This window comes from Enterococcus sp. DIV1368b, assembly GCF_050529595.1.
Lineage (GTDB): Bacteria > Bacillota > Bacilli > Lactobacillales > Enterococcaceae > Enterococcus_B > Enterococcus_B mundtii.
This window is the reverse complement of sequence record NZ_CP172883.1, coordinates 2,210,255-2,222,379: the sequence shown is the minus strand read 5'-3', so window position 1 is coordinate 2,222,379 and position 12,125 is coordinate 2,210,255. Positions and strand designations below refer to the sequence as shown.

The window sequence follows — 12,125 nt, the reverse complement described above, 5'->3', positions numbered from 1 at the left end:
AATTAAGATCAAAAATATAAGTATGCTTGTAACTATTGATTCACAAAGGTAAAAGCATAAAGGAGAAAAAATATGTGAGGAAAAAGAAGAAAATTATTGTAATAAGTTTGACTATTATCTTAGTACCTTTAGGCATGTTAGGGATGAAAAAAATAATGGAACCGACGGAAAAAGAAAAACAAATCGCTTTTTTGAAAGAACATGAAAAAGAAATGACCGTATATGTAAAGTCACAAAATGATAAAATCACAAGCGTTCAATATATCTGGGAAAGTGTAGAAGTTATTACGATTGGAAATGGACTTCCTTTTGGGGCAGGAGAAGCAATCACAATTGAAGGAAAATTCAATCATATTCCTGACTCCAGTTTTTATTTACAATTCAGTCTTGAAAAAACAAATAGAATGCCAGTGATAGAAAGCATGACTGCTTTTAATTCTTTTAGAATTAAGGGAATGCTTCTATGAGAAATGTAGAGAATATCAACAATATTTATACCAATTTAGCCGGAAGCAGCTATAATAGTTCGCCTAATTCAATTTAAAAATATTTAACTAGTATGAACTAAATGGAATTTGATTATGCTATTAAAGAGATTGATTAATATAGGGATGTAACTAATGAGGAAGCAAAGCTACCCAATAACGGTAAGATGCTACCGTAAAAACAGTCAAAGAGTTAGGGAAATATGTGGTCCAAAAGTAAACAGAGGAATAAAGTACATACCAATAAATGTACACGAATAAATGATATTGCTAAAATCGATAAAGTTGTTTTGTTTTAAGGACCTGTTTAGGTAAAGTTTCGAGAGTTTGTCAGAAAGAACATAGACATAAATTAGGAGAGCTAGGAATGAGGGGATAATCAATTGGGAAAGAAGAAAAAATGGTTGATTTCAGTAAGTATAGGTGTATTATTAGTGCTTTTGATAACGATAGGAGTGAATAGAATGAGCCAACCAACAGAAAAAGAGAACCAAATTGCTTTTTTGAAAGAGCATGAAAGTAAAATGACAGAATATATTAACCAATCTGAAGGTAAAAAAGTAACAGCGATTGATTATGATTGGAACAATGTTAATCAAGTGGTTATCGGAAATGCTCTTCCTAGTGGTGCAGGTAAAAAAATTCAAATTTTTGGATTCGTAAATAATAAGCCAAATATGGATTTCAGGCTTGATATAAAATTAAATAAAAACAATATACCTGATATGTCAACTTTACATTATGGTCAAAAAATAAATTATGAGGGAGAACATCATGTCTGATTTAGAAAATACAAATAATATATATGCTAATTTTGCACAAAGATCTTATACAGGTCGTGAGATTAACTTTCCTTATGAAGAGCTTAGCTTTAGTAAAAAAAAGAAACTAGACAATAATAATTCTGTTAAATTCAATTTCCCAAATGCAAAAGATGTTCATGGAAATGATTTAAGCACTGTCTACCTCCAACCCGATAACACTGTAAAAACAGTCAAAGAGTTAGGAAACATCCGAGTGCCGAAAGTAAACGGAGGCTATGAAGTACAAAGTTATGTGAAAAACACATATAAGCAAGGACTCTTGACGGATGAAAAAGCTGGATTCAATGCTTATTATGTGACGGATACGCCTAAGTTGTCGATAGAGACTAAGCATACTTATTTTGTTACTAGAGGCAGTGATGGTATTTCTTCAAGTAATTTGAATCTTAATGACTGGTGGCATAATAACCAGGCATTTACAACAAAAAATGCTTATATTCCGCAAGCAAAATTAGCAAATCAAGCCATGCACCAGAAGATAACGGAAATGACCACACAAGCACCTCATGCTACAATGTCTGTCACAGGTCATTCTCTGGGAACGATGGTGTCGATTCAGGCTGTGGCGAATCTTCCTGAAAAAGATATTGCGAAAATCGACAAAGTGGTTTTGTTTCAAGGCCCTGATGCACGTGAAAGTATCAATAGAATGTCGGAACAGGCACAAAAAAATATCCAGAAGTTGGAAGAGCATGGGAAAATCGACTATTACGTCAATGCTTTTGATATTGTTTCCATGTTGAATAGAAATAAGTCTGGGGTAGATGAAATCGGGAATGTTCGTTACTTACTACCGAAATCTTTTAACACGACGTTTGATATGGAAGATCAAAACGGTTCTAGCCATGACTTTGGACAGTTTCAAATAAATCCCGATGGTACACTTCAGGAAGCTAATTTGAAGGAACATGGCTACATTTTTGCTGCGGGGATCAAGGTTTCCCATTTGATCGATAAATATTTGACTCGTGTAGTAAAAGAAAAACCAGAAGGTGGGTTATCTTTTACCGAAGTTATAAAACTATTGCTATCTGGAGAATATAAAGATTTCGAAAAAGAATATGCCAAGATTATTGCAGAGGCAAAAGTTGCTAGTGAATGGAACGAGACGGTCAACGAATTACATAAAAGAATTTCTAATGCTTCAGGTTCTAAAAAAATCACTTTACAATCGGAGTTAGTTCAATCGATCATCCAAAAAGCGAAAAATATAGGCGAAGAGTACGAGATCATCTTTAAAAATGCACAAAAAGAATCTGAAGATGAGATTACGGCAATATCAAAAGAACTATTGGCTGGTGCGGGAGCAATCAAAAACTATTTGACTTATTGGGAAGTACAAGAGATGGTTTCCCCATATGAAAAAAATAATGTATGGGACAGCGGACAAGCCGCATTAAATACGAATCAAGTGAAACAATATAAAGAGAAGCTGGAGGAGTTTAGTAATAAACTGGCGGTAGTAGCAAATCATCTTACAGAGTATGACAGACAAGCAGGAAATAATTTGTTCAAAAACAAGTGAAAGGAGTTTATCCATGGAAGATAGAGAATTACAAGAATTTCTAGAAAAACTTGGACAAGAACAAAAGGAACGGGAACGAGTAGCCATACAAGCGCTGATTCTGGCAAAGGAAAGTCGTATCGCTCAGGCCAAGTTAACTTCGATCGAATCCCTAAAAGAGATCTCAGAAGGAATGTATCAACAAACGAATAGTGTCTTACCATCTACTTTGAAAGGCGCTTTAGAAGGGGAAAGTGCCGTTGCAGCAGAACAGTATGTCAAACAAATGAAACAACCAACATTGGTCACACCTGTGAAAAGGGGGTAAAGAATGGGGACAGTAGAGAAACAACGTAAACTACAAGATTTAGAGGAGCAATTCTATCAAAACAAACGTCAGATACACCGTCAACAAGAAGAAATCGATCATCAGTTAGTAAACTTTAGGAAAGAAACAGGTCAATTGGTACAAAAAATCATGTATTTGACGAAGAATGATCATTGGGATAACCGACAATTCTTTCATCAAATGGAGGCAATAGATCGTAAACTGATCCATACGGCTCAAAACTATGCACGACAATTAGAAGAAAAAGAGCAAGAATTAACAAGATCCTATCGAAAAGAGATAGAGCGAATTCACGAAACCAATTACTAGAAAAAACACCGTCACGATCTTTCACAAATCTCTCTTCCTTATAGAAAATAGACTCTCTGTTATAATACATGTAAGCAAATAAGATAATAGGGGGAGAAAGATGAGCGAAGATGATGTGAAACAGATAACTAATACAGGATTACCATACGATGATATGGACTCTAAAGTAGTACACGCACGAAATCATGCGTTGAGACAATGCAGGAGATACAATTTTCTCGTGAATTCAGAAAATCATTATAAATACCCCATTTTGCGGGCGCTATTCGCTTCAATGGGTGAGAATGTCTATATCGAGTCGAATTTTCAATGTGAGTTTGGATTCAACATTTCTATAGGAAATAATGTTTATTTGAACCATGATATGATCATTCTTGATTGTCATGAGGTGACGATCGGAAATGATGTTTATGTAGGGCCGAGGGTTGGTTTGTATGCAGCCAATCATGCAGAAGATCCATTTGAACGTGCTGATCATGTCGTTTATGCGAAGCCGATCCATATTGGCGATAAAGTTTGGTTAGGAGCGGGAGTCCATGTTCTTCAAGGGGTGACGATTGGTGCAAATAGCATCATTGGGGCAGGAAGTGTCGTAACAAAAGATATACCAGAAAATGTGATCGCGGCAGGGAATCCGTGTAAAGTGATCCGACCGATTACGTATAAAGATCGAGAAAAAAATATTAAAGTCCAGGATAGTGCCTTGTTGATGGAACGATAGCATGCTGGCTTTAGGAAAGTTTCTTTCAGTCAAACAAGAGACAAAAACTTTTGGATAAAAAACAATACCCGAACGATGGATCAGTTCCTTCTCATAGAGATGAGAGAAACTGATTCGACGTTCGGGTTTTTGCATTTAGTGATTAGCTATAGTACAAATATTCATCAACGATTTCTTGTCTTTGCCACTACTTGGTTTGGTAATTTCAACACAACGAGCGAAACGACAAGGACCGATAGCAGTCGATCTAAGTAATCTGTCGCTGCTTGAACAATCGTGACACTCGCTGCTTGGTTTAGTCCTAATCCGTAAAGAAGTTGGACAATGGCACTTGAACCTGATGAAGTGATACCGCCAAATAATTGGATCGTGATGATCGATGACAGTATGGTTCCAGGAGCTGAAAGGACAAACGTCCATGCCAATAATGAAAGTCTACTCTTCAAACCTTGGGCCTGTAATTTCTGTGGTAAAATCAACCCCGCTAATAACCCAGTGATGATTTGTATCGGGGAATAATACAAAGAGAACATATCCATCGTCACGCCACTAAGTAAGCTACTACTTAATCCTGTCAAAACCCCAGGAATTGGTCCGAGTAAAGCTCCTGCAAAAATCGTACCGATCGAATCAAGATAAATCGGTAAACGGAGCCATAAAGCAATCGTTCCACCGAGAAAGTTGATTCCGATACTTAGTGCCATGATTGTGATCATTCTTGTCGTGATTTTCTTTTGTGTCATCTTTTTTCATCCTATCTTTAATCTTTCCAGATCATTTTTTATCAATTCTTCTTGTGCATGTAAAAGAACGGCTAAAAACTTCCGGAAAAAAAGAGAGGTGTCGACATCTGTCATGATTAGACTGTTTGGTTTTTTCTGCCAAAAATCATAACGATCAACCAAGGTTTGTCCGCGGCTGATGCCTTGTGTTTCAACAGCAGTATAGCTAGTGAATCCTTGGCATAGTTGTTCATCGATGAAATACGCAACTGCCAAAGGGTCATTGATGACACAACCTAGGACGTGTTCTTGTTGCCAATGAAAGTCAAAGTAAAAGCGTGTGATTGCTTTTAAATAATTGCCTTCTTCGGGCGCGAGTTGGCAACAATATTCTAGGATCGTTGGTGTAAAGACGATTTCTCGTGTCACGTCTAAACCAACCATCTCAATCATTTGACCAAGATGTTCAAATACATAAGCTGCGGCATCAGGGTCACACCAGTAATTGTATTCTGCTACAGGTGAACAATTGCCGTGGCTTTTATACGTGCCACCCATCGAAACAAATCGATCCATGTGTTTGCCTATTTGTGGATTCTTTTGTAAAGCAGAAGCGATATTTGTTAGTGGCCCTAACGCGATCAGTGAAGTATCTTTTTGTTCAGCAAAATAACTCGCTAAAAAATCAACAGCGTGGATCGTTTCGGCTTGTTTGTCTGTTACTAATGGGAAGTTCGTTTCCCCTAGACCGTCCATGCCATGAGTATCTTGAGCGCTGATAAATGGCGTGTTGAGTGGTGTTGCAGAACCTTGATAGACAGGGATGTCTAAACGGTCACAACGTTCCAAACAACGGATCACATTTTCAGTTCCCAAATGTACGGGGACGTTTCCACAAACGGTGGTAATTGCGACAACTTCGATTTCTGGTGATTTTAATGCAAACAATAGCGCTAATGTATCATCGATACCGGGATCGCAATCAATAATAACTTTTCGCATTATTTCCAATCTCCTTTCTTTAGAGACACTTAGTTTTTTATCCTGGGAAGTTTCCGAACCAGTCCAAGGGGTCAACCCTTGATTCCAATGCACGGCATTAGTATACTTATTTTTATGAAGAATGTAAATGTTATGCAAACAATTCATTATCTCTTATGAGTGTTAGAAGTAGGAAAAAAAGATCGTTTGTAAGGAATAAGGTCTTTAAAATTACAGCAGATCAATGGTTCACTGTCTGTCTCTTTGATAGAACGTGGTACAATAGAAATGAACGTTGAAATACGTAGGAGAAAGATAGAGCACCATTTAGCATACTTGAATTTTTGTTTCAATCACCAAGTAGAAAGTGTGGGATGCAAGTGATTGTTTTTTATAGTTTATTAATTATGTTATTAATGATCGGTAGTTATCATTTTATTGCTTATCTGTACGCAAAGAAGTTGATCAAAACTGGATTACAACGTGGTTATGCTTGGTATGAAGAGACAGGTCATCAACTCATGGACCCTGCCTCTTTGACGACAGTCGAAGAGCAACGCCAACGTTTAGAAAATCTAGCAGAAGATTTTTGGCAACAAGGAGAACCCATTATGACCAAAAGTCAAGAGGGGTTAAAATTGAAGGGTAGGATATTCTCTACTTATTCGAACAAAGGTAAATGGGTAGTCTGTGTCCATGACTATCGCAGCACAGGAAAAAAGGACATGTCTTATATCGGGAAAAAGTATGCAGAAAAAGGCTTTAATGTCTTGATCCCTGATTTGCGTGCCCATGGGGAAAGTGAAGGGGAGATCATTGGGATGGGGTGGTTGGATCGATTAGATCTGATACTCTGGATCAATGAGATCTTGCAACGAGAGCCAGAGGCTAAGATCATCTTACATGGAGGCTCAATGGGGGCTTCTACGATCATGATGGCTAGTGGCGAGAAGTTGCCGAGTGCTGTCAAAGGCTTGATCCTTGATAGTGGCTTTGTATCCGTTTATTCAGAATTTCGTTATATGTTAAGCAAATTGACAGTTTTTCCCAAAAAAATCATTATGCGACATGCGAATCGTTACGCACAAAAATATGCAGGCTATTCTTTGAAACAGGCATCAGCAACGAGACAGTTAGGGAGCAATCATTTACCCGTTCTGATCATCCATGGTGAACATGATCATTTTGTTCCGATGGAAGCAGCTTATACGATCCAAAATGCAACGGCAGGAGATAAAGCCTTACTGCTAGTGCCTGGAGCAGAACATTTAGAAGCAGTCAGTAAAGATCCAGAGACCTACTGGACAGTGATTTTTTCATTCATTGAGCAAAGAGTGGGTCTATAAGTACAAATGATTGTTTGAAAAAAATAGGACTGGTAAAATCAAATTGAATAAAGAAACTGTTCGTTATTTTAGGGTTGGGAGAGTGAAATGATGGAAATCAAAGAAGAAAAGAATCGCTTAGTGTTATTGGACGATGAACAAAATGAAATAGGAGAAATGACGTGGTCTGATGCTGGTCCTGATATTATGATCATTGATCATACATTTGTTGATCCTGCATTTCGTGGACAGAAATTAGCAGAAAAATTGGTTGCTACAGGAGTGGAAGTAGCCAGACGTACTGGCAGAAAAGTGATTCCGTTATGTCCCTACGCAAAAGCGGAGTTTGAGAGAAAAGCTGAATATCATGATGTTTGGCGTAAATAAGCGCCAATGGTTATCAAATAAGCATTGATTATAGACGAGGATACAGGGGTATCGTTTGTCACAGAACCTGCAAAAAAATCGATGTGAAAAAGCCAAGAAATGTTCTTTAAAACATCGGCCATCTTATGAAACACTGTTGTCACAAGACGTGTTATGTGATAAAGTTAGAAGGACGATATTTTGAGAAAGGAGGCTGTTTGATGTATAATATTATTTTAGGGATCGTCATTGTCATCTCGATTATGATGGTCATTGCGATCATGATGCAACCAAGCAAACAAAATAGTGCAGCAAGTGCATTTACAGGTGGCGCAGATCAATTATTCGGAAAGCAAAAAGCACGTGGATTTGAAGCAGTAATGCAACGCTCGACAGCTGTTATGGGCGCTGTATGGATGATTCTGTTATTCGTACTTGCATTTTTATCTTCTAAATAAATCGTTCGAAACCAATGATCAGAAGTGATCATTTGCTTCATTTAGATTTTGAGGATACACGGATGGTTCATCGATTGTTCAAAAAAATAGAAGGTCTGGGAAACGAAATGCTCCCAGACCTTTTTTGTTTTGTTGTCTTTAGACCAAGTTGAGCTCGCAAAGCGAGTGAAACAGAAAACCACCTGCTATGCGGGTGGGGAATAAAAGGTTCTACCAAAAAGCCCTTCCTATCGTTAAAATATGATTGTTCAGGTCATATTGATAACGAAAGGAAGGGAAAAGAAATGGCTAATAAAGCAAATAGTTTAGCCCATACAAAGTGGTTGTGCAAATACCACATTGTATTCACACCAAAGTATAGAAGAAAAATCATCTATAATCAATATCGAGCAAGTATTCAAGAAATTATCAAACGACTATGCAAGTACAAGGGAGTAGAAATCTTGGAGGGACATATGATGCCAGATCACGTCCATCTGTTATTGAGTATCCCGCCAAAAATAAGTGTGTCAAGTTTTATGGGTTATCTTAAAGGAAAGAGTGCATTGATGATTTTTGATAAGCATGCAAATTTAAAATATAAATTTGGCAATCGACATTTTTGGGCAGAAGGATATTATGTAAGCACTGTGGGATTGAATGAAGCGACCATAAGGAAATACATTCAAGAACAGGAGAAACATGATATAGCGCTAGATAAATTGAGCGTTCGAGAATATGAAGACCCTTTTAAGGGTTAAAGAGTAGAACAAACACCTTTTTAAAGGTAGGCAAAAGTGACAAAGGCAATATGGCTTGAACATGAAATGAGAAAGCCAGCGTCTTTAGGCGCTGGCCGGTGTTAAGGGCTTATAGCCCTAGAGCAAACCACCCTTTTGAAGGGTGGTTATGATTTGAATAGAAAAAGAACCGTTATATAAGAAGGTATTTGCTAACTATGGTAAAATAAGGCTAATGAGGTGAATAAAATGAAAAGTCTACCACAACCTATTTATGAAAAACATGGAAAGCGTGCAATCCTCTTACTGCATGCGTATTCAGGTAGTCCAAATGATGTACGGATGTTAGCCCGTTTTTTAGAGAAATCAAACTATTCGGTCTATGCCCCAATGTTTACAGGACATGGCACGCTTGCTCCAAATGAGATCTTAGAACAGGACGCTGAGACGTGGTGGCAAGATACGAAACAAGCGATCCAGTTTCTCTACGATGAGGGATTTTCTGACATCGCCGTATTAGGATTATCGATGGGCGGGATTTTTGCAGTCCGAGCATTATCAGAATTTCCGATGATAGGAGGCGGATTTTTTTGTTCGCCAATTTCTCCAGTAGAAAATCATGTGCCGGAGAATTTTGAGAATTATGTACGCCAGGTCTTGAAAATTGCCGGTGAATCGGAGTCGAGGATCGAACAACAAGTCGAAAGCTTTCGGCCACGAGTACAGCAACAATTAACAGATATTCAAGAACAAGCAGCAATAACAGAAAGTAAGTTATCAGATATCCAAAAACCAGTATTCATGGCTCAAGCGGGTCAAGATGAAATGATTGATCCTTATGGTGTCTACGAGACAGCAAAAAAACTTGCGCATACTGACATTTCCTTACACTGGTATCCAGAAAGTAAGCATGTGATCACAGTAGGAATAGCAAGAAAAGTGTTTGAAAAGGATGTATTGGATTTTCTAGAGAACTTACCTTGGAATGAGGAATAATAATGACAAAAGAAACATTAAAAGAAAAAATCATTTTCTTTATTGAAAGCAGTCGTAAGAAAAGTTTTTCGATGGAAGAAATCGCTGAAGGTCTTGGCTTTCAAAAAAGCGAAGATTTTAAATTACTAGTGCAAACTATCGCACAGATGGAAAGAGAACAAAGTATCGTATTTACCAAAAAAGGAAAAATCAAACTGCCACTTCAACCCATTTTGATTGAAGGAACGTTCCGCGCAAATGAGCGAGGATTTGGGTTTGTCACAATCGATCCTGAAGAAGATGATGTGTATATCCCCAAAGAAGCGACTGGCTATGCGATGGACGGGGATACTGTTGCAATCGATATCGTCAAAACGGCGGATGCCTTTTCGGATCGTGGAGCCGAAGGAAAGGTCGTTGAGATTCGTCAACGCGCAACCACACAAATTGCCGGAGAGTTCATCGCCTATACAGAAGATGAAATGGCAGAAACGGATCTTTATGGAGTAGTCATTCCAAAAGATAAAAAAATGAATCAATTCAAAGTGTACGCCGCAGCAGAAGGCGTTCGTCCAGTAGACGGAAGTATCGTGCTGATCGAATTGACCCATTATCCAGAAAAAAGCTATGCAACGAGTTTAGAAGGAATCATCAAACAAGTCATTGGTCATAAGAATGATCCTGGCATGGATATTTTATCGATTGTCGTAGCCAATGGGATACCGACCAAGTTTCCGGATGATGTATTAAGCGAAGCAGATGCTGTACCGGATAGTATCAGCGACAAAGATTTGATTGGTCGCAGGGATCTACGTGACCAGTTGATCGTGACGATCGATGGCGAAGATGCCAAAGATTTAGATGATGCAGTCACAGTTAGAAAGTTAGATAATGGAAATTACTTTTTAGGCGTCCACATTGCCGATGTTTCATACTATGTGACAGAAGGTAGCCAATTAGATCGTGAAGCCTATGAGCGGGGAACAAGTGTGTATTTGACTGATCGTGTGATTCCGATGATCCCGCAACGTTTATCAAATGGGATTTGTTCGTTGAATCCTAAAGTTCCTCGGTTAACAATGAGTTGTGAAATGGAGATCGACCCAACAGGGAAAATCATTTCTCATGAGATTTTTCCAAGTGTGATCCAAACAACAGAGCGAATGACTTACACAGCAGTCAATCAGATCTTAGAAGAGCAAGATGAAGAAACTATGGCTCGCTATGACTCATTGGTTCCTATGTTTCAAGCGATGGGTGAGTTGCATGAGATCTTAGAGACGATGCGTATTCGTCGTGGTGCGATCTCTTTTGAAGATCGTGAAGCCAAAATCATGGTTGATCCAGAAGGTCACCCTCAAGATATCCTCTTGCGGAGTCGTGGTGTAGGAGAACGTTTGATCGAATCCTTTATGTTGGCAGCCAATGAAACGGTGGCAGAACATTATTCACGTGCGAATTTCCCTTTTATTTATCGTATCCATGAGCAACCAAAAGAAGAGAAAATGCAACGCTTCTTTGATTTTGCATCTGCTTTAGGGATTTTAGTCAAAGGAACGAAGGGCACGATCACACCTAAGGACTTACAAAAAGTGATCGAAGATGTTGAAGAAAAACCGGAGTCAGCAGTGATCAATACCATGTTGTTAAGAAGTATGCAACAAGCGCGTTATTCTGAGGATAATTTTGGCCATTACGGATTAGCAGCAGAGTACTATACACATTTCACGTCACCGATCCGTCGTTATCCAGACTTGATCGTGCATCGTTTAATTCGTTCATATGGTCAAGATCCAAGTGAAAGCAATCAGACGCATTGGGAAAATGCACTGCCTGATATTGCCGATCATAGCTCGAAAATGGAGCGACGTGCAGTTGAAACAGAACGTGAAGTGGACTCAATGAAGAAAGCCGAGTTTATGATGGATAAAGTGGGAGAAGAATTTGATGGGATCATCAGCTCTGTGGTGAAATTTGGGTTATTCATCGAACTGCCAAATACAGTAGAAGGTTTGATCCATATCAATGAATTGAAACAAGATTACTTCCACTACATTGAAAACCATCTAGCGCTCGTTGGTGAGCGGACAGGATTAACATTCAAGATCGGACAAAAAGTACGAGTGAAAGTAGTCAAGGCTGATCCTACTGAGCGAGCAGTTGATTTCGAATTAGTCTCCGCAGAGGAATTGGCACCGCTGGAAGCGCCAAAAGGAAGAAGAAAAGAAGCAAATAGAGGTTCTTCAAAACATTCAAATGGACGGCAAACGGACAAGAAAAAACGTCCGAAAAAAGCCGATAGTAAATATGGTCCAAAAAAAGAAAATGGGAAAAAAGGGAAAAAACCTTTTTACAAAGGCGTCACCAAGAAGAAAAAGAAAAAATAA

Annotated in this window: 14 protein-coding genes and 1 riboswitch; of the genes, 12 read left to right on the top strand and 2 right to left on the bottom strand. The window is 38.5% G+C overall.

Annotated features, from left to right (window positions below):
* Positions 1-74 precede the first annotated feature (74 nt).
* The 6 genes from IGJ19_RS10215 to IGJ19_RS10190 all read left to right on the top strand — a co-directional run bounded on the left by IGJ19_RS10215 (position 75) and on the right by IGJ19_RS10190 (position 4,192).
* On the top strand, positions 75-467 hold the full coding sequence (locus tag IGJ19_RS10215) for a hypothetical protein (protein ID WP_071866735.1): 393 nt from the start codon (positions 75-77) through the stop codon (positions 465-467).
* A gap of 401 nt (positions 468-868) precedes the next feature.
* The gene (locus IGJ19_RS10210; RefSeq protein WP_430603895.1) at positions 869-1,267 is read left to right on the top strand and encodes a hypothetical protein; all 399 of its coding nucleotides are present in this window, start codon (positions 869-871) and stop codon (positions 1,265-1,267) included.
* The gene (locus tag IGJ19_RS10205; RefSeq protein ID WP_430603894.1) at positions 1,260-2,834 is read left to right on the top strand and encodes a cutinase family protein; all 1,575 of its coding nucleotides are present in this window, start codon (positions 1,260-1,262) and stop codon (positions 2,832-2,834) included. The genes IGJ19_RS10210 and IGJ19_RS10205 overlap by 8 nt, the downstream gene beginning before the upstream one ends.
* 13 nt (positions 2,835-2,847) lie before the next feature.
* Positions 2,848-3,141, top strand: a complete 294-nt coding sequence (locus tag IGJ19_RS10200) for a hypothetical protein (RefSeq protein WP_430603892.1) — start codon at positions 2,848-2,850, stop codon at positions 3,139-3,141.
* Positions 3,142-3,144: 3 nt separating this feature from the next.
* On the top strand, positions 3,145-3,471 hold the full coding sequence (locus tag IGJ19_RS10195; protein WP_430603890.1) for a hypothetical protein: 327 nt from the start codon (positions 3,145-3,147) through the stop codon (positions 3,469-3,471).
* Between the two features lie 100 nt (positions 3,472-3,571).
* Entirely contained in the window at positions 3,572-4,192 is a 621-nt protein-coding gene (locus tag IGJ19_RS10190) for a sugar O-acetyltransferase (RefSeq protein ID WP_010734876.1), read from the top strand.
* Positions 4,193-4,356: 164 nt separating this feature from the next.
* Here IGJ19_RS10190 and IGJ19_RS10185 read toward each other — a convergent pair whose 3' ends face one another.
* Together IGJ19_RS10185 and IGJ19_RS10180 are read right to left on the bottom strand one after the other, a co-directional pair.
* Positions 4,357-4,935, bottom strand: a complete 579-nt coding sequence (locus IGJ19_RS10185; RefSeq protein WP_074799566.1) for an ECF transporter S component — start codon at positions 4,933-4,935, stop codon at positions 4,357-4,359.
* 6 nt (positions 4,936-4,941) lie between these two features.
* Positions 4,942-5,916, bottom strand: a complete 975-nt coding sequence (locus tag IGJ19_RS10180) for a nucleoside hydrolase (protein ID WP_430603888.1) — start codon at positions 5,914-5,916, stop codon at positions 4,942-4,944.
* 23 nt (positions 5,917-5,939) lie between these two features.
* Positions 5,940-5,984, bottom strand: a riboswitch (PreQ1 riboswitch).
* A gap of 291 nt (positions 5,985-6,275) precedes the next feature.
* Between IGJ19_RS10180 and IGJ19_RS10175 the strand changes: the two genes are divergently transcribed.
* The 6 genes from IGJ19_RS10175 (at position 6,276) to rnr (ending at position 12,125) form a co-directional block, all read left to right on the top strand.
* Positions 6,276-7,241, top strand: a complete 966-nt coding sequence (locus tag IGJ19_RS10175; RefSeq protein ID WP_430604566.1) for an alpha/beta hydrolase — start codon at positions 6,276-6,278, stop codon at positions 7,239-7,241.
* 90 nt (positions 7,242-7,331) lie between these two features.
* The gene (locus tag IGJ19_RS10170; protein ID WP_019724263.1) at positions 7,332-7,607 is read left to right on the top strand and encodes a GNAT family N-acetyltransferase; all 276 of its coding nucleotides are present in this window, start codon (positions 7,332-7,334) and stop codon (positions 7,605-7,607) included.
* A 200-nt stretch (positions 7,608-7,807) separates the two neighbouring features.
* Positions 7,808-8,044, top strand: a complete 237-nt coding sequence (gene secG / locus IGJ19_RS10165) for a preprotein translocase subunit SecG (protein ID WP_010734881.1) — start codon at positions 7,808-7,810, stop codon at positions 8,042-8,044.
* A 284-nt stretch (positions 8,045-8,328) separates the two neighbouring features.
* Entirely contained in the window at positions 8,329-8,784 is a 456-nt protein-coding gene (gene tnpA, locus IGJ19_RS10160; RefSeq protein ID WP_100917284.1) for an IS200/IS605 family transposase, read from the top strand.
* 228 nt (positions 8,785-9,012) lie between these two features.
* Complete coding sequence (locus IGJ19_RS10155; protein WP_430603886.1) at positions 9,013-9,759, top strand: alpha/beta hydrolase; 747 nt, start codon at positions 9,013-9,015, stop codon at positions 9,757-9,759.
* A gap of 2 nt (positions 9,760-9,761) precedes the next feature.
* Entirely contained in the window at positions 9,762-12,125 is a 2,364-nt protein-coding gene (gene rnr / locus IGJ19_RS10150) for a ribonuclease R (protein ID WP_071866744.1), read from the top strand.